Source organism: Bacteroides sp. AM16-13 (assembly GCF_003602705.1).
Lineage (GTDB): Bacteria > Bacteroidota > Bacteroidia > Bacteroidales > Bacteroidaceae > Bacteroides > Bacteroides xylanisolvens.
Window position 1 is genome coordinate 164,767 of record NZ_QTLK01000009.1, and the last position, 18,003, is coordinate 182,769.

General features: G+C 40.9%; 15 protein-coding genes and 2 pseudogenes. 9 read left to right on the top strand and 8 right to left on the bottom strand.

What is annotated here, in order from left to right:
- Positions 1-3: 3 nt before the first annotated feature.
- From DW173_RS09900 to DW173_RS09920, 5 genes are all read left to right on the top strand, one after another.
- On the top strand, positions 4-1,236 hold the full coding sequence (locus DW173_RS09900) for an LL-diaminopimelate aminotransferase (protein ID WP_120144377.1): 1,233 nt from the start codon (positions 4-6) through the stop codon (positions 1,234-1,236).
- A 186-nt stretch (positions 1,237-1,422) separates the two neighbouring features.
- Positions 1,423-2,184, top strand: a complete 762-nt coding sequence (locus DW173_RS09905) for a hypothetical protein (RefSeq protein ID WP_120144378.1) — start codon at positions 1,423-1,425, stop codon at positions 2,182-2,184.
- 148 nt (positions 2,185-2,332) lie between these two features.
- On the top strand, positions 2,333-2,689 hold the full coding sequence (locus DW173_RS09910; RefSeq protein WP_004303701.1) for a P-II family nitrogen regulator: 357 nt from the start codon (positions 2,333-2,335) through the stop codon (positions 2,687-2,689).
- A gap of 16 nt (positions 2,690-2,705) precedes the next feature.
- Positions 2,706-4,145, top strand: a complete 1,440-nt coding sequence (locus DW173_RS09915; protein WP_055234777.1) for an ammonium transporter — start codon at positions 2,706-2,708, stop codon at positions 4,143-4,145.
- 176 nt (positions 4,146-4,321) lie between these two features.
- Positions 4,322-6,511: a glutamine synthetase III gene (locus DW173_RS09920; RefSeq protein WP_009040499.1), complete on the top strand. Its 2,190-nt coding sequence runs from the start codon at positions 4,322-4,324 to the stop codon at positions 6,509-6,511.
- A 155-nt stretch (positions 6,512-6,666) separates the two neighbouring features.
- Here DW173_RS09920 and DW173_RS09925 read toward each other — a convergent pair whose 3' ends face one another.
- The 3 genes from DW173_RS09925 to DW173_RS09930 form a co-directional block, all read right to left on the bottom strand.
- A complete protein-coding gene (locus DW173_RS09925; RefSeq protein ID WP_074705252.1) occupies positions 6,667-7,149 on the bottom strand; it encodes a DUF6169 family protein in 483 nt (160 codons plus the stop codon).
- On the bottom strand, positions 7,121-7,270 hold the full coding sequence (locus tag DW173_RS23960) for a hypothetical protein (protein WP_008022861.1): 150 nt from the start codon (positions 7,268-7,270) through the stop codon (positions 7,121-7,123). The genes DW173_RS09925 and DW173_RS23960 overlap by 29 nt, the downstream gene beginning before the upstream one ends.
- Before the next feature lie 74 nt (positions 7,271-7,344).
- Positions 7,345-7,923, bottom strand: coding sequence for an HdeD family acid-resistance protein (locus DW173_RS09930; RefSeq protein WP_004315724.1), 579 nt, complete (start codon positions 7,921-7,923; stop codon positions 7,345-7,347).
- Positions 7,924-8,095: 172 nt separating this feature from the next.
- Here DW173_RS09930 and DW173_RS24400 point away from each other — a divergent pair.
- Positions 8,096-8,206: pseudogene (locus DW173_RS24400) on the top strand (Ppx/GppA family phosphatase); the annotation flags it as partial.
- A 171-nt stretch (positions 8,207-8,377) separates the two neighbouring features.
- The gene (locus DW173_RS09935) at positions 8,378-9,025 is read left to right on the top strand and encodes a GNAT family N-acetyltransferase (protein WP_032811781.1); all 648 of its coding nucleotides are present in this window, start codon (positions 8,378-8,380) and stop codon (positions 9,023-9,025) included.
- A 784-nt stretch (positions 9,026-9,809) separates the two neighbouring features.
- On the opposite strand, the pseudogene DW173_RS24475 reads toward DW173_RS09935, so the two are convergent.
- The 3 genes and pseudogenes from DW173_RS24475 to DW173_RS09945 all read right to left on the bottom strand — a co-directional run.
- A pseudogene (locus DW173_RS24475) lies at positions 9,810-10,247 on the bottom strand (LruC domain-containing protein); the annotation flags it as partial.
- Entirely contained in the window at positions 10,183-10,683 is a 501-nt protein-coding gene (locus DW173_RS24480) for a hypothetical protein (RefSeq protein ID WP_032851507.1), read from the bottom strand. The gene DW173_RS24480 and the pseudogene DW173_RS24475, both read right to left, overlap by 65 nt.
- 347 nt (positions 10,684-11,030) lie before the next feature.
- Complete coding sequence (locus tag DW173_RS09945; RefSeq protein WP_049702569.1) at positions 11,031-12,890, bottom strand: SLC13 family permease; 1,860 nt, start codon at positions 12,888-12,890, stop codon at positions 11,031-11,033.
- A 338-nt stretch (positions 12,891-13,228) separates the two neighbouring features.
- On the opposite strand from DW173_RS09945, the gene DW173_RS09950 reads away from it, so the two are divergent.
- Positions 13,229-14,854, top strand: coding sequence for a PAS domain-containing sensor histidine kinase (locus tag DW173_RS09950; protein ID WP_120144379.1), 1,626 nt, complete (start codon positions 13,229-13,231; stop codon positions 14,852-14,854).
- Between the two features lie 231 nt (positions 14,855-15,085).
- Here DW173_RS09950 and DW173_RS09955 read toward each other — a convergent pair whose 3' ends face one another.
- Both DW173_RS09955 and DW173_RS23970 read right to left on the bottom strand, forming a co-directional pair.
- Positions 15,086-16,231: an iron-containing alcohol dehydrogenase gene (locus DW173_RS09955; RefSeq protein ID WP_049702568.1), complete on the bottom strand. Its 1,146-nt coding sequence runs from the start codon at positions 16,229-16,231 to the stop codon at positions 15,086-15,088.
- Between the two features lie 79 nt (positions 16,232-16,310).
- Positions 16,311-16,451: a hypothetical protein gene (locus DW173_RS23970; protein ID WP_164497220.1), complete on the bottom strand. Its 141-nt coding sequence runs from the start codon at positions 16,449-16,451 to the stop codon at positions 16,311-16,313.
- Between the two features lie 359 nt (positions 16,452-16,810).
- Here DW173_RS23970 and trpB point away from each other — a divergent pair, with 359 nt between their 5' ends.
- Positions 16,811-17,998 carry a tryptophan synthase subunit beta gene (trpB, locus tag DW173_RS09965; RefSeq protein WP_007752215.1) on the top strand — a complete coding sequence of 396 codons (1,188 nt, stop codon included), beginning with the start codon at positions 16,811-16,813 and terminating at the stop codon, positions 17,996-17,998.
- Positions 17,999-18,003 lie beyond the last annotated feature (5 nt).

Sequence of the window (18,003 nt, forward strand, 5' to 3'; positions counted from 1 at the left end):
AATATGGCATTAGTAAACGAGCATTTTTTAAAATTACCGGGAAGTTATTTATTCTCGGATATAGCGAAAAAGGTAAATACTTTCAGGATAACACATCCCAAACAGGACATCATCCGGCTAGGTATCGGCGACGTTACGCAGCCACTTCCTCCAGCCTGTATAGAAGCAATGCATAAAGCGGTAGAAGAACTGGCCGGCAAAGATACATTCCGCGGATATGGTCCTGAACAGGGATATGATTTTCTGATTGAAGCAATCATAAAGAACGATTTCGTTCCACGCGGGATTCATTTCTCGGCATCCGAGATTTTTGTCAGTGACGGGGCTAAAAGCGATACCGGAAATATAGGTGATATTCTTCGCCACGACAATAGCGTAGGTGTTACAGATCCCATTTATCCGGTTTACATAGACAGTAACGTTATGTGCGGACGCGCCGGAGTATTGGAAGAAGAAACGGGTAAATGGAGCAACGTTACTTATATGCCTTGCACAAGTGAGAACAACTTTATCCCGGAAATTCCGGACAAACGGATAGACATCGTTTATCTCTGTTATCCGAACAACCCGACAGGGACCACCTTAACCAAACCGGAACTGAAAAAGTGGGTGGATTATGCCTTGGCAAACGATACACTGATTCTGTTCGATGCCGCTTACGAGGCATATATCCAGGACGAGAATGTCCCCCACTCTATCTATGAGATTAAGGGAGCTAAAAAGTGCGCGATTGAATTCCGTAGTTTTTCAAAAACGGCAGGATTTACAGGAGTACGCTGCGGATATACCGTGGTTCCGAAAGAGCTCACTGCCGCCACTCTGGAAGGTGATCGCATACCACTCAACAGATTATGGAACCGTCGCCAGTGTACCAAGTTTAACGGCACTTCTTATATTACCCAACGGGCAGCAGAAGCCGTTTACAGTGCAGAAGGCAAGGCACAGATTAAGAAAACAATCGACTATTATATGACCAACGCAAAAATCATGAAGGAAGGCTTGGAAACCACAGGACTGAAAGTATACGGCGGCATCAACGCTCCCTACTTGTGGGTGAAAACTCCGAACGGACTTTCTTCATGGCGATTCTTCGAACAGATGTTGTATGAAGCCAATGTGGTCGGTACTCCCGGTGTAGGTTTCGGGCCAAGCGGTGAAGGGTATATCCGTTTAACTGCATTCGGCGAACGCAACGACTGTATCGAAGCGATGAGAAGAATAAAGAACTGGCTCTGACTGAATGAATAATGGATAGCGGGAAATAGAAAGTTCAACATGCCCCCATTAAACGAACATCATCATTCCTGCAGGATCAGTTATCCACAATCAGTTATCCATAAAAAACGATAGTATTTTGCGCGCTACTATATAACAAATGGACCGTACATCCACATTTTTCTAACTTTTAAAGGTAAAAAGACGATGAAAACGACGATTAACAACAAATTGGGGGTAATAACAGTAGCATTATTACTGTCAGGACTTGTCCCGTCTACAATGATGGCACAAGATAAGGTAGAAGCTTCCGTTGGGGCAGATTTGGTAAGTGGTTACATCTGGCGCGGTCAGAATTTAGGCGGAATTAGCGTCCAGCCTTCACTGGGAATCTCTTACAAAGGTTTATCACTCGGAGCATGGGGATCAGTAGGAGTTGAATCCAAAGATGCAAAAGAGTTTGATTTAACTCTCGGTTATTCAATTGGTGGATTTAGTGTTTCAATAACGGATTATTGGTTTGATAAAACATATACAGGGGATGTAGATGAATACGGAAAGGAGATTTATACAACCAATAAATATTTCCAATATGGAGCCTATTCTACAGCACATGTATTTGAAGCACAAGTGGGATATGATTTCGGTCCGCTAGCCGTCAACTGGTACACAAACTTTGCAGGTGCCGACGGTGTGAAAGAAAACGGCAAAAGAGCTTATTCTTCTTACCTCGCACTTAGCGCACCTTTCAAATTGGGAGGTCTCGACTGGACAGTAGATTTAGGTATGGTTCCCTGGGAAACGACTTTTTATAATGGCTATACCAGTGGATTCTGCGTAACAGACATCAGTCTCGGAGCATCCAAGGAGATTAAAATCACAGATTCCTTCTCCGTACCGACATTTGCCAAAGTAACAGTGAACCCACGCACTGAAGGAGCCTACTTTGCTTTCGGACTAAGTTTTTAAGAGAGAGAATTTACAATACAAAGAGCGTATAGGGATTAGAAAAGGTAGTTAGAGTTTAGATTTTATCGGTTTGTTGTATGGTAACCTGCTATGGCTGCCGCTACCCTATACCTCTTTCTTTTACAGGACACACTAATATTTAAGGTATATGAAAAAGATTGAAGCTATTATCCGTAAAACCAAATTCGAGGACGTAAAAGACGCCCTACTCGAAGCGGACATCGAATGGTTCTCTTATTACGATGTAAGAGGTATTGGAAAAGCACGGCAAGGACGTATCTACCGTGGCGTAGTATATGACACCAGCACCATTGAAAGAATTTTGATCTCTATTGTCGTGCGCGACAAGAATACCGAGAAAACAGTGCAGGCTATCATCAAAGCTGCACAGACCGGAGAAATCGGTGACGGACGTATTTTCGTCATTCCTATCGAAGACGCTATCCGCATACGCACTGCCGAACGTGGTGACATAGCCCTCTACAATGCAGAACAAGAACGTTAAATAAGATTATACTATTATGGATACAAAATATAAAAGCCATAGCTTCGTAAAGCTGTGGATAGCCACTACTATATTCATTTTGTGCTGTTTTACTACTGATATGTCGGCACAAAACACGGCCGCTGCCGATACAGTTGCAGCAGTTACAGAAACAATTACCGAAGTCGTTACCGCTCCTGCCGAAGAAGCATCAGCAGCTCCCGATACGGTCGGTGAATTAGCTCTTGGATTGAATACTGTATGGATGTTGCTTGCAGCAATGCTCGTATTCTTCATGCAGCCGGGATTTGCATTAGTAGAAGCAGGTTTTACCAGAGTGAAAAATACTGCCAACATTCTGATGAAGAACTTTGTAGACTTCATGTTCGGCTCTTTACTATACTGGTTTATCGGTTTCGGATTGATGTTCGGCGCAGGCGGATTCATCGGAATGCCTCATTTCTTCGACCTTTCTTTCATTGATAATGGTCTGCCAACCGAAGGATTCCTCATATTCCAAACCGTATTTTGTGCGACAGCAGCTACAATTGTATCAGGAGCCATGGCAGAACGCACAAAATTCTCCATGTATATCGTCTACACCATCTTTATCAGTGTACTGATTTATCCGATATCCGGTCACTGGACATGGGGCGGAGGCTGGTTGATGAACGGTGAAGAAGGTTCTTTCATGATGAGTCTCTTCGGAACCACCTTCCATGACTTTGCCGGTTCTACGGTCGTTCACTCTGTAGGTGGATGGATTGCTTTGGTAGGTGCTGCCATTCTTGGTCCCCGTATCGGTAAATATGGTAAAGACGGCAAATCAAAAGCTATCCCAGGCCATAGCCTGACTATTGCCGCACTAGGCGTATTCATTCTTTGGTTCGGATGGTTCGGGTTCAACCCCGGTTCTCAATTGGCAGCAGCAACCGAAGCCGATGCTATCGCCATCTCCCACGTATTCCTGACAACGAATCTGGCAGCTTGTGCCGGTGGTTTCTTCGCTCTGTTGGTGAGCTGGATGAAATATGGAAAACCTTCCCTGTCATTGACACTGAATGGTATCTTGGCAGGGCTGGTAGGTATCACAGCAGGATGTGACGCAGTATCTCCTGCAGGAGCAGCCTTAATAGGTGCAATATGTGGTGTCGTAATGATATTCTCCGTTGACTTCATTGACAAGGTGTTAAAGATAGACGATCCGGTAGGTGCATCTTCTGTACATGGTGTTTGTGGCTTTTTAGGAACTATTCTTACAGGTTTGTTCTCCACCAGTGAAGGTTTATTCTATGGCTACGGTTTCGGATTCCTCGGTGCACAAATATTTGGAGCATTGGTAGTAGGTGCATGGGCAGCAGGCATGGGATTCATCATTTTCAAAACGCTTGATAAGATTCACGGACTTCGCGTTCCGGCACGTATCGAAGAAGAAGGTCTTGATATTTACGAACACGGAGAATCTGCTTACAACTAATTTAGTGATGAACGGTTTAGTGATTAGTGAAAGACAGCTACGCACAACTTACTACTAATCACTACCCCGCTAATCACAGAAAAAACTTCCGGACAGGTTTGATCGCCTTTCCGGGAACCACATAACAAAGTAATTATTTACTCTAACATATTTAACAACAAATCAAATCAGGTATTATGTCAAAACTTAGATTCAGAGTAGTAGAGACAGCTTTCAAGAAAAAGGCTGTTGAGGTAGCAACACCTGCCGAACGTCCTTCGGAGTATTTCGCCAAGTATGTATTCAACAAGGAGAAAATGTTCAAATACCTTCCCAGCAAGGTATATAATGCACTGATTGACGCCATTGACAACGGTGCTCCGCTAGATCGCAGTATTGCCGACGAGGTAGCTGCCGGCATGAAAAAATGGGCCATTGAAATGGGTGTTACTCATTATACGCACTGGTTCGCACCGCTGACCGAAGGCACAGCTGAAAAACATGATGCTTTCGTTGAACATGACGGCAAAGGCGGTATGATGGAAGAATTTACCGGTAAACTGCTTGTACAGCAGGAACCGGATGCTTCTTCTTTCCCGAATGGCGGTATCCGTAACACATTCGAAGCCCGTGGTTACAGCGCATGGGACCCCTCATCACCTGCTTTCATTGTAGATGATACGCTTTGCATCCCAACTGTGTTTATCGCATATACCGGCGAAGCTCTTGACTATAAGGCTCCCTTGCTGAAAGCATTGCGTGCCGTAGATAAGGCTGCCGTAGACGTATGTCGTTACTTCAACCCGGAAGTGAAAAAAGTAGTTGCTTACTTGGGCTGGGAACAGGAGTACTTCCTCGTAGACGAAGGATTGTATGCCGCACGCCCGGACTTGCTAATGACCGGTCGTACTTTGATGGGACATGACAGTGCCAAAAACCAGCAGTTGGAGGACCACTACTTCGGTGCTATCCCCACCCGCGTAGCCGCTTTCATGAAGGATCTCGAAATTGAAGCGTTAAAGCTGGGTATTCCTGTTAAGACCCGTCACAACGAGGTTGCCCCGAACCAGTTCGAGTTAGCCCCCATCTTTGAAGAGTGTAACCTTGCTAACGACCATAACTTGCTGATTATGTCATTGATGCGTAAGGTTAGTCGCCGTCATGGTTTCCGCGTACTGCTTCATGAAAAACCTTTTAAGGGCGTCAACGGATCGGGCAAACACAACAACTGGTCGCTGGGAACTGACACGGGCATTTTATTAATGGGACCGGGTAAGACTCCGGAAGATAACCTGCGTTTTGTTACTTTCGTCGTAAACACATTGATGGCAGTTTATCATCATAACGGATTGTTGAAAGCTTCTATCTCCAGCGCTACCAACGCCCACCGTCTGGGAGCTAATGAGGCACCTCCTGCCATCATCTCCTCTTTCCTAGGGAAGCAATTGTCGCAGGTATTGGATCACATTGAAAACAGTACGAAAGATGATTTGATTAGTCTTAGCGGCAAACAGGGAATGAAGTTGGATATTCCGCAGATTCCCGAATTGTTGATTGATAATACTGACCGTAACCGTACCTCTCCTTTTGCTTTCACCGGAAACCGTTTTGAGTTCCGTGCCGTAGGTTCCGAGGCAAACTGTGCGTCTGCCATGATTGCATTGAACTCTGCCGTAGCAGACCAATTGGTGAAGTTTAAGAAAGATGTGGATGCTTTGATTGAAAAAGGAGAACCTAAAGTGTCTGCCATTCTCGAAATTATCCGTGGATATATCAAGGAATGTAAAGCGATTCATTTTGACGGCAATGGTTACAGCGACGAATGGAAGAAAGAAGCAGCCCGCCGTGGACTGGATTGCGAAACCAGTGTTCCTGTTATCTTCGATAACTACCTGAAACCGGAAACCATTGCCATGTTCGAAGCTACCGGTGTAATGACAAAGAAAGAACTGGAAGCCCGCAACGAAGTGAAATGGGAAACGTATACGAAGAAGATTCAGATCGAGGCGCGTGTATTGGGTGATTTGGCTATGAACCATATCATTCCGGTGGCCACTCAATATCAAACGGATTTAATTAATAATGTCTATAAGATGCAATCTCTTTTCCCGGCAGAAAAGGCAGCGAAATTGTCTGCTAAAAACCTGGAACTTATTGAAGAGATTGCCGACCGCACAGCCTTCATCAAGGAGCATGTAGATGCAATGATTGAAGCTCGTAAGGTTGCGAACAAGATAGAAAGCGAACGGGAAAAGGCCATTGCCTACCACGACACGATCGTTCCGGCACTGGAAGAAATCCGCTACCACATCGATAAGTTGGAACTCATTGTTGACAACCAGATGTGGACGCTTCCGAAATACAGGGAACTGTTATTTGTGAGATAGAAAAAAAGAACGGTGAACGATAAACGGTGAACAAATTGCATTGCAACGCATTTACCGTTTACCACTCACAGTTCACCGTTATGAAATTATCTATTTCTTTTGTTGGTTGTTTTAAGTTTGCGGGGAGGGGTGCTGTGAAGCAGTCCTCTTCTTTTTTATTCAACAGGATAAAATTCATTTTTAACTAACTCATAAAAAGCCGCAATCAACTTTTCTTTTCGAGGATGGGAAGAACTTAACAAGATAGAAACATATAATTGATACCCTTCAGTAGTAGCCGAAGCATCAAATTTTAGAATATCTTTGGTTTTAAAATTAGTATACCACCGACTAAACAATCTATTTCTTTTATTTTCTTTTCCATCAATATTATCGCATACAAGAATCATTGCTCTTTCTTTACTTTGAAAGAATTCTTGTAAGATCGTAACAATTGTTGCCGCTATCTTTGGATCAATAGGATGAGGAGTTGATTCTTCCGGTTCAAAACTAAAAGTATATACTTCGTCAAAATCCGGGTGATATACAGAGTAATCAACAAAATAAGCGATGTATTTTACACCGCTTATCGTTATAAATGAGTAGTTCCAATCTGATTCCTTACAGAATTCATACGGGAGTTGAGAATTTGATGTCACGCTCTTTGGCTATTTTTTTCAAGTCTCCACCCTCCTGTATACATTTCCTTATCGCTTTCTTGTCCTCCAATACTTTTTGAAAGAAAGAAGAAGATTTGCTTTGTTTCTTTTCAGGCTTCATACATTTGTTTTTATTATACCACAAAGATACTCTTTTTCAGAGACATAACAACATTACCTACTATTTTTTCTTTTTTATTCGATTATCTTTGCATCCTCAATATCATCATCGTCATGTACCACCGGAGTCTTCGGACGACGACGGGTAAACTTGAACCAGTTGATTAATTCGGTAAGCGAATAAACCAAACTACTCACACCAATAATTATAAATGCAGTATTACGTGCTCCTGTCGGATTAAACAAAGCGATGATACCCGCAATAAGAATCAATGAAGGAACCAGGTAAAACGCTCCCGGAACGGGCATCCACCGACGTGCCATCGATAAAGAAGCAATCTGTTGCACTCCTCCCATTATCAGGATAAATCCCAATAGAAACATCAGAACATCTGCAAAGAATTCAGGCATCACAATCAGCCAAAGTCCAAATAATAAACTGCCGATTCCTTCTATCGGGAAACGGGGAGCCGCCTCACCTTCCTGTCTTTTCCGGCCGAAATAGCCAAAAAGGCTGATAACACCGGGAATCAAAAAGGCAACACCAACTGTAATGACAATATAGCTGGCAGCCGCATTTGGCCAAATAACGAGCACCAATCCTATTACAAGTGCAAAGAGAATGCGAATAAGGGAATAATTCATTGTTTTCATAAATTCTATATTTTTTAACCGAGTCTGTTTCAATACTTTTGCGAATATAAGTGTTTCTACTGATATATAAAAATAACAAATAAACATTGTAATAAGTTCGTAATAATATCGTTATGACGATTACATCTCGCATTGATATTTCTGCAGAAAATTTAAACAGTTCTCTTTCAGTATGAAACAATATAAGTTGAAACCAGACCGGGCCGATGTTATTGTTCCTACCATCGGACTGTCCGACGGTATCATCGATAGTCTGTACACGCAAAATATGAACAAGGTTTAATTCTCTACAATCTTGATGCATCAATACACAAAGCTCCTGATACTAGTGTATATTCAAACTTTGTAGCAGGAGTTTTTGTCTCATCTTGCTATAATGTACAGATTCGTCCTCAAAGAGGTAAATATTCGAATTTTGTTCTCTATATTTGTGCAACTATATATTTGAAATAAGATGGATATAAAACTTAGAATTGAGCAACCTTCGGATTATAATGAAACCGAAAATGTCACACGGGAAGCCTTTTGGAATCATTTTTCTCCGGGGTGTGACGAACATTATCTGCTCCATATCATGCGTAACCATCCCAAATTTGTACCGGAACTCGATATTGTTGCAGAACTTAATGGCAAGATTGTCGGCAATGTGGTCTGCCTTAAATCATTTATCATGGCAGATGACGGTAACCAATATGAAGTATTGAGTCTGGGGCCTATTTCTGTTCTTCCCGAATATCAACAGAAAGGTATTGGAGGAAAAATGATTGCGCTGACCAAAGAACGAGCTTTCGATATGGGATTTCGTGCCATTTTACTTTGCGGTGATCCGGATTATTACCTCCGGCAAAGATTCATTCCTGCTGAAACATTAGGGATTCGCACCGAAGATAATATGTATGCCACAGCTCTTCATGTTTATGAATTATATGATAATGCTTTAGCCAACGCTAAAGGACGTTACATAGAAGATGAAATATATCAGGTCGATAAATCAGCTGCTAATGAGTTCGATAAGCGATTCCCTCCAAAGGAAATTATAGTTGGCACTCCGTCACAAAAGCGGTTCGATCAGATAGTAGTGATGCGGAGAAAAGCGATTTAAGTTTATTCAACCTTAAATCGCTTGATTTGTACATTACGGAAGTTCTATCGTGCTATGCCATCAAGCAACTATTATTCAACATAGCTACTATTCTTTGTCTCTTCATAGTTACAAAGCATTAAAATATATAATTGTAACAGAGAGAAAAAATGCCTTAACAATTGATGAAACCTATCTTATAGAAACTATAGTTTACAAAAAGTCACCATTGACACTTTGTAATTCTTAATCTACCAGGAATCGTTTCTTTCCTCCCTTTTATTGGAATAAAGAGTTTCTGCCACTGTAGAGGAATTTGCTCAAATCGTTATTCTATAATCAGGCACGATATATACACTTTTTGATACATCATCAAAACATTTACCACCAAAGAGAGATTATCTATACCAATAAAGTTTCCTTTTATTCTTTTCTATTTATCATTATCAAAGACCGAAATAGAAAAATCAATGGAAGGAAAGTAGAAAATACTAACAATATTTACGACATAGCGACACTATCCCAATGGTTTGCTTACTCTATCCATAGCTTTTGGTGACATTATCCGCATCTTTTGCTTACTTTATCCTTATGTTTTTCACAAATATAACGATGCTTTTCCGATAAAAACACGGTGCTTTTGTACAAAACAAGCAAAATTTTCAGCATTTTAAAGGTTTTTGCTTGCTAACAGAGAAAAATAACAAAACATGTGAGATAGCAAAATCCCTGATTACACAAACAATCGTCAGTATAATCAGGGATTCTAAAACTTTATGTAAAAAGTGTAGAGATGACGAAAAGTTTAGTACTGAATCACCTTGTCACTACTAACAGTCTTATACCAATCTGTGGTTGAGCTCTGATCGTGTGCCCAATCTGCAAATTTAGAATATGCATTCGTTATCACTGTTGTTTCTGTTGGATAAACAAATTTATCAGGAACGCAAAGAGCCCAAGTATTATTAACTGCCTTGATTACTTCGAGCACTTCATTATCTGCTAATTGGCCATTCGCCGTAGCCGAATTAAAATGAGTCAAATGGATTTCCGTTCTCTTTTGACCTATCCCCTGATAAGCAATGAAGAAGTCTAAGCCATCTGTCACACTAGGGACAGATATTGTATTCTTAAGTTTGACGTTCACTTCAAGAGTGTATATATCTGTAAGAGGGGTACTAGCATTCCCTGTATTCAACATGAGACGTTGTGCTCCTGTATATCCATATATAATGTGCGTCTCCTAAATGCGCTGTCACTGTACCATTTTCAATCGCTACCGGTTGAACCAGATAGCGTTTGTGCTCATCTATGCGTGCAACAAACACCTTATCAAGCGCTGTTGCACAATCCATCACCACATTCAAAGTCGTACTTTGATTGACAGTTCCTTCCGCTAAGAGTTTTGCTGTACTTCCCGGACTTAATGGATCGGCATCAAATATTTGTATCTTATAATCTACTCCCTGATCTCCATTAACTGACACACACGCTATCACACTTCGTGACACTGTCCAATCACCATCAAGATCGATGTTTTTTACAGGAAAAGTTTCTTCGTAAATTTGCTTCAGTTGATCTGCATCAAACAGATTTTTCTCATTATCAACACAACTGATAAAACTGATGGAAGACGCCAACAACGAGAAAGTGAATACTTTTGCAATGTTCTGTTTCATAATCTTTTAATGCTTTAGTTTGTTTTATTTGCGAAAAACATAAATCACTACTAATCAATAATCAGCAATGACGCACAAAGATAATTGTATTTATAAACATTATACAGATTACATTGCATTTTCCGATTTGCAGTTAACATCTTTTAAAACGCCTCACTCTAATTATTTATATTAGAAGACAGTTAGTTATATCGTTGAATATTAAAATTTTAATACTATTTATTCAATAGTATACAGCAAAAAAAGAGTTGCATGGAAATATGCAACTCTTCATAAAAAGACAAAGATTCAGCGCTACAAATCTCTATTTCTTTCATCTCCCCCACTGACAAGATAAAAATCAAAGACTAAAAGGGGAAAATCAATGGCAATACAAAAATCATCACGATTCCCATAATAATCTGCAATGGCAATCCTACTTTTACATAATCCATAAAGGTATATTGTCCGGCAGGCATCACCAAGGCATTAGGCGGCGTAGAGAACGGAGAAGCAAAACACATACTTGCACCTACCGTCACGGCAAACAGGAAAGGAACCGGACTGACTCCAATCTGTATGGCACTTTGCAAAGCAATCGGAGCAAGCAAAACAGCGGTAGCCGTATTACTAATAAACATCGTCATCAACGAAGTCGTAAAATAAATACCTGCCATCAATGCAATCGGTCCATATGATCCCAAACCGTTCACCAATGTATTGGAAATATATTCCGAAGCTCCCGTTTTCTCCAATGCCAGAGACATAGGGAGCATGGCAGCAATCAATACAATACTTTCCCAGTTGATCGTTTTATAAGCCGCTTCCACATTGCGGAAACATCCCGTAAGCACCATCAATATACCCGCTATCATAACGGCTGTAACCGGAGCTACCGGAATGAAATCAAAAACCATCATTGCCACCATTAACACCATAATAGCAGCTGCTACCGGAGCTTTATAATCTAACGTAACTTTAGCCGCTTCCGCCAAAGGTTGTCCCAAAACAACCCAATCAGCATCTTCCTTGCTAAGACGGGCTATATTATTCCATGTTCCTTGCACCAAAAGCACGTCACCACTATGAATACGCTCATTCCCCAAATCTTGCAATAAATATTCCTTTTTACGACGAACCCCCAATACGTTCACATTAAACTTATCACGGAAACCAGCTGCTTTAATTGTCTGGTTTATCAAATTAGAAGATGGCATCAATACTATTTCAGCAATACCGATATCATAAAAATCAAGCGAATTAGTCGTACTTTTTGTTTCTTCCGTTGCATGGTCGCCCAAGATCTCCAACAGGTAATCTTCCGCAAAGAGTTGCACCTTATCAAAGTCTCCAGTCACATACAAAATATCCTCTACTTCTAACATCGTGTCCGGTGCAGCAAACTTTTGAGTAATCGTTTTTAGAAAACGATGTTGCGATGCATCACCACGACGAACTTCCATAATATTCAAACCATATTTACGGCGAATATCCAGATCAATAATTGTCTTCCCCAAAAGCCTTGAATCTTTTATCACCTGTAAACGAAACAAATTACTGGAAAGTCCATATTCATTAACCAACTGTTTCAATGACTTGCCCGAACGTTTATTATCATCTTTCTGGCCTTTTTTAGAAAGAAACCATTTACTAAGCGGCATCAGAACCAGTGTACCGACAATTACACAGACAATGCCGACAGGCAGGAAAGAGAAGAAAGAAAGCGGCTCAAGTCCGGCGGAAGTCAACGTATTCTGTATCACAAGGTTCGGCGGAGTACCAATCAGAGTCATCATACCTCCCATACTACTTGCAAAAGCCAACGGCATCAACAGCCTGCTGGGATTCATGCCGGCACTCATCGCCAGACTAACAACAATAGGAAGCATCAATGCCACCGTACCTGTGTTACTGACAAACGCGCCAATGACAGAAGTCACCAACATCACCAATAGAAACAACCGGATCTCACTGGTTCCCGCAAGTTTAAGAATTCGGGAACTAATCATTTTTGCCAGTCCCGTCTGGAAAATAGCCCCTCCTACAACAAACAATCCGATCATCATAATGACTACCGAATTGGAAAAACCGGAGAGTGCCTCGTCAGGAGTTAATATCTGAAAAACAAGTAAGGCTATCAGCGCACATAGCGCCACAATATCCGAACGAACCTTGCCGTTCACGAAAAAGACAGCCGAAAGAACGAGAATAATAATGGTTATCAGCATACGTAATTAAATGATTGTTTTATTTTGACTCTATCAAAACTAATTTAGGTGAACAAAAATAGAAAATACTCCAGCGTTATTAAAACAAATTAGAAATGATTTTAGTTCATGAGACATCATTTAATATTTTAATACATTTTACCTCTAAAAAAAGAATCAAAATTAAGCAAAATATCATACCATACAGGAAATAAAAGACACCATACGTCCCCATTTATCCATCACATTTTATTACACTGTCACAATATAAGGTTGAAAATCAATATATTTATGTATTATCTTTTGATAATTCAGAGAACAATTCATATCTTTACAACCTTATTTATATCAAACATTTTATGGCAAACAATATTTTGTTAATTTCTTGGATTAGTGAAGCATATTGGAGTTATAATTATTTACTGGTAATTATTTTACTCCTTATCATCAGCATCTTATTATATAGAATCCGTAAATTACAAAAAACGATTAAAAAAACCAATCATTCCTACCGTTTCTCTTTTGACATTCTCGACAACCTTCCTTTTCCTATCTTCGTAAAAGACATTACAAATGATTTCCGATACTATTACTGGAATAAAGAATCAGCCGCTCAATCCGGCATTAGCAGTGAAGAAGCCATCGGACATACTGACTACGAAATATACGGAGAAGAAAGAGGAGAAAAATACCGGAATATCGACAAAGAACTCGTACAAGAAGGCAAAGTATACCGCAAAGAAGAAAAATATATCACTCCCGATGGAATCACCCATGATACGATTGCTGTAAAATCAATTATTTCATGGGAAGGGGAAAAAAGATGGCTGCTCGCAACCCGATGGGAGATCACTCAACTCAAGAATTATGAAAGAGAATTGGTTGCAGCCAAAGAAGAACTGGAAAAAGCATTGAAGAAGCAGAAACTAGCTCTAAAAAGTATTGACTTCGGGCTTATCTATATTGATAAAAATTACCGGGTGCAATGGGAAGAAACAAGACAAATCGCCAGCCTGGTAAAAGGAAGACGATACATACCGGGAAAAATTTGCTATCAGACCAGTGCACTTCGTAATGAACCATGTGGACAATGTGCTTTCAAGAAAGCAATCGAACAAGGCAAAATAATCCGACATACAATCAGAGTAGACGATGTCGATTTTGAAGTGACCGCAACTCCCGTTTTTGGCGACGAAAAAGAAACTGAAATTATTGGCGGATTACTTCGTTTTGAAAACATCACTGAAAAACTAAAAATGAACAGAATGTTGCAAGAGGCAAAGGAAAAAGCCGAAGAATCCAATCGACTAAAATCTGCCTTTCTCGCTAATATGAGCCATGAAATACGAACCCCACTAAACGCAATTGTAGGATTTTCCGAAATGGTTTGTCAGACAGAGGAGGAAGAAGAGAAACAGGAGTTCGTGAAAATAATCTCCAGCAACAACATCTTATTATTGCAACTGATAGACGATATTCTGGATCTTTCCAAAATCGAAGCCGGTACTATGGAATTCACATTTGCGCAAACTGACATTAATGAACTGATGGAAGGTATTTGCAGACAAATGCAAGAAAAAAACTCTTCACCGGACGTACAAATCGTATTCACAGAGAGAGCAAATCAATGTATTATTAATACAGACCGCATACGCTTATCACAGGTTATCATCAACTTTACAAACAATGCCTTAAAGTTCACTTCCAAAGGTTCTATCGAAATGGGATACCGGATTGAAGAAGCAAATGATGAAATATACTTTTATGTAAAAGATACAGGTATCGGAATTCCTGCTGACAAAATAGACAAGGTGTTCGAACGTTTCGTCAAACTGAATTCGTTTATTAAAGGAACAGGTCTCGGACTAGCCATCTGTCGTGTCATAGTAGAGCGGCTGGGAGGAGTTATCGGAGCGGAATCTAAAGAAGGAGAAGGTTCTTGTTTCTGGTTCAAAATTCCAAGAACAGAGAAAATTGAGAAATAGTAAGCAGAATACCGAAAAGCCTTGGATTTATAAAATCACTCTTTTTGCTGTTACTGATTATGAAGTATACCCTGTAAGATGATAATACTGCCCCGCTACTTTACATTATTACCACTACTAACGAAATGTACCCCAAAAGTTTTATATCCAACTTTTAGGGTACACATTTTATTTAGCAAGAAGGATTTTTCGGAAACCTTCTTATTCTATAAACTTCATGTAAGAGTGTGCCTAAAGTGCAGTCTCTAATATTCTACGAGCAACAGCACCTGTTACATTTCCATTCTCACCATATTTAGCACCACGTTCATTGAAGCGGCGTTCGATTTCCAGAATAGTTTCCTGTCCGATGTTCTCTTCATGCAAACGTGTAGTCAGTCCCAGTGAACGGAAAAATTCTTCGGTACGGCAAATTGCTTCATCAATCCGCTCTTCTCTCGTGCCGGAAGTAATTCCCCAAACTCTTTCACCATACTGCAAAAGCTTATCCCCTTTTTCTTCATGAAGCACTTGCAACGTGGCAGGAAGAACAATGGCTAACGTATGGCCATGTGTCAATCCGTGCAAAGCAGTAATTTCATGCCCGATCATGTGAGTAGCCCAGTCTTGAGACACTCCCATAGCAATAAATCCATTCAATGCCATTGTAGCCGAAAGCATAAAATCAGCCATCAGTTGATAATCATGCTGGTTTTCACGAATTTTCGGAGCAATCTCCACCAGAGTTTGCAGAATACCTTCCGCCCAACGGTCCATAACGCGACTCTGTCCGGAAGTAGTCATATATTGCTCCATCACATGAACATAGGTATCAGCCAATCCACAAGCTACCTGATGAGGAGGCAAAGTAAAGGTAACTTCCGGATCAAGAATAGAGAAGATTGGATAGTTGGCATAAAAAGGATATTTCTCTTTCGTTTCGCGACGGGAAATAACTGCTCCGTTATTCATTTCCGAACCGGTAGCAGGCAAAGTCAATACAGTGGAAAGAGGTACAGTATGAGTTACCGGGCGTCCGGCAAGCACTAAATCCCAAGAATCACCATCATACAGGATTCCTGCGGAAATCAATTTCGTACCGTCAATAACAGAACCGCCGCCAACAGCCAGCAAATAGTCCACTTTCTCTTCTTTTCCCAAAGCAATCGCTTTACGGAGAGTTTCGATGGCAGGATTGGGTTCGATTCCCCAGAATTCTACCGTAAAATGGTCCTTCAATGCTTCCTTTACCTGATCGTACACTCCGTTTTTCTTCACGCTTCCGCCGCCAAAAGTAATCATAATACGTTTGTCGGACGGTATTTCTTTAGCCAGCCGGGCAATCATCCCTTTTCCCATGATTAGTTTCACGGGATTTTGAAAAATAAAATTTTCCATATCTTAGTCTATTGTTATTATTTTGGTTATTAGTCACTATCCTTGCAAAGATACATGATTTATCCGAAGCCTGTCAGAATCAAGCAAAGAATTGTTGTGCCACGGAAGGAACCATAGCCGACAACCAGGGTTTCATATCCTCTGCTACCAATAACCAATACAATAATAATATAATGAAAATGGCAATAGCGATACCTACTAAAACTTTTCTCCGTTTCATAATTGTTTTTGTTTAAATATTCAATATTTATAAGAACAGTTCAGGTTGAAAATTGTTCTATATCAGAAAAATGAAGGCAAAAGAGAAAAAAAGTCATATTTTGTTTGCTGTTTCAAACAAAGTGTCTATATTTGCCCCCATAAAATTACAAAAGACAATGAGAACAATGTTAGTAAATACATATTGGTGGTGGCGCCCGTTACAACTCCGACAGTCGTAAGGGAGCAGTGCTCGTATGTATATACCTCATTAAAGATATAACAAATTTGAAAGAGCCCTGTCGCAACCTGCGACAGGGCTCTTTTTATTTACCCGTTTCAAAACAGATTCAATAATAACATAAAAATACAGATAGGATTATGAAAAGTTTTTTAGTTGACCAGGATGGCTATTACGGAGAATTCGGCGGTGCTTACGTACCGGAAATCCTCCACAAATGTGTTGAGGAACTAACGAATAAGTACCTCGAAGTGATTGAAAGCGAAGATTTTAAAAAGGAGTTCGACCAGTTGCTACGTGACTACGTAGGACGTCCCTCCCCACTCTATCTGGCCAAACGCCTTTCTGAAAAGTACGGTTGCAAGTTGTATCTGAAGCGGGAAGACCTGAATCATACAGGTGCTCACAAAATCAACAACACCATCGGACAAATCTTACTGGCACGCCGCATGGGAAAGAAGCGTATCATCGCCGAAACCGGAGCCGGACAACATGGAGTAGCAACAGCTACCGTCTGTGCATTGATGGATATGGAATGTATCGTTTATATGGGAAAGACGGATGTAGAACGCCAGCACATCAATGTAGAGAAAATGAAAATGTTGGGAGCTACCGTTATCCCCGTTACTTCCGGCAACATGACTCTGAAAGATGCAACCAACGAAGCGATCCGCGACTGGTGCTGTCACCCTGCCGACACTTATTATATCATCGGATCTACCGTAGGCCCTCATCCCTACCCTGACATGGTGGCACGCCTGCAATCTGTTATCAGCGAAGAAATCAAAAAGCAACTGCAAGAAAAAGAAGGACGTGATTATCCGGATTATCTGATAGCCTGCGTGGGAGGAGGAAGTAATGCTGCCGGAACGATTTATCATTATATCAACGACGAACGGGTAGGCATTATCCTGGCGGAAGCGGGAGGTAAAGGAATAGAGACCGGAATGACTGCCGCTACCATCCAACTCGGCAAAATGGGAATTATCCACGGAGCACGTACCTATGTCATCCAAAACGAGGACGGACAGATAGAGGAGCCATACTCCATTTCTGCCGGACTGGATTATCCGGGCATTGGTCCGATACACGCTAACCTTGCCGCCCAAAGCCGTGCCAACGTATTGGCAATCAACGACGACGAAGCGATAGAAGCTGCCTACGAACTAACCAAACTCGAAGGTATTATCCCTGCATTGGAATCCGCCCATGCATTAGGAGCTTTGAAAAAATTGAAGTTCAAGCCGGAAGATATCGTTGTATTGACTGTTTCAGGACGAGGAGACAAAGATATTGAAACCTATTTGTCGTTTAACGAACAGCTATAAATAAT

Bases quoted from the DNA above. Each gene is read 5' to 3' on its own strand.
- DW173_RS09905 (WP_120144378.1), top strand. From the start codon at position 1,423: ATGAAAACGACGATTAACAACAAATTGGGGGTAATAACAGTAGCATTA.
- DW173_RS09920 (WP_009040499.1), top strand. From the start codon at position 4,322: ATGTCAAAACTTAGATTCAGAGTAGTAGAGACAGCTTTCAAGAAAAAG.
- DW173_RS09945 (WP_049702569.1), bottom strand. From the start codon at position 12,890: ATGCTGATAACCATTATTATTCTCGTTCTTTCGGCTGTCTTTTTCGTG.
- DW173_RS09915 (WP_055234777.1), top strand. From the start codon at position 2,706: ATGGATACAAAATATAAAAGCCATAGCTTCGTAAAGCTGTGGATAGCC.
- DW173_RS09950 (WP_120144379.1), top strand. From the start codon at position 13,229: ATGGCAAACAATATTTTGTTAATTTCTTGGATTAGTGAAGCATATTGG.
- DW173_RS09930 (WP_004315724.1), bottom strand. From the start codon at position 7,923: ATGAAAACAATGAATTATTCCCTTATTCGCATTCTCTTTGCACTTGTA.
- DW173_RS09910 (WP_004303701.1), top strand. From the start codon at position 2,333: ATGAAAAAGATTGAAGCTATTATCCGTAAAACCAAATTCGAGGACGTA.
- DW173_RS23960 (WP_008022861.1), bottom strand. From the start codon at position 7,270: ATGAAGCCTGAAAAGAAACAAAGCAAATCTTCTTCTTTCTTTCAAAAA.
- DW173_RS09900 (WP_120144377.1), top strand. From the start codon at position 4: ATGGCATTAGTAAACGAGCATTTTTTAAAATTACCGGGAAGTTATTTA.
- DW173_RS23970 (WP_164497220.1), bottom strand. From the start codon at position 16,451: ATGAAACGGAGAAAAGTTTTAGTAGGTATCGCTATTGCCATTTTCATT.
- DW173_RS09955 (WP_049702568.1), bottom strand. From the start codon at position 16,231: ATGGAAAATTTTATTTTTCAAAATCCCGTGAAACTAATCATGGGAAAA.
- trpB (WP_007752215.1), top strand. From the start codon at position 16,811: ATGAAAAGTTTTTTAGTTGACCAGGATGGCTATTACGGAGAATTCGGC.
- DW173_RS24480 (WP_032851507.1), bottom strand. From the start codon at position 10,683: ATGAAACAGAACATTGCAAAAGTATTCACTTTCTCGTTGTTGGCGTCT.
- DW173_RS09935 (WP_032811781.1), top strand. From the start codon at position 8,378: ATGGATATAAAACTTAGAATTGAGCAACCTTCGGATTATAATGAAACC.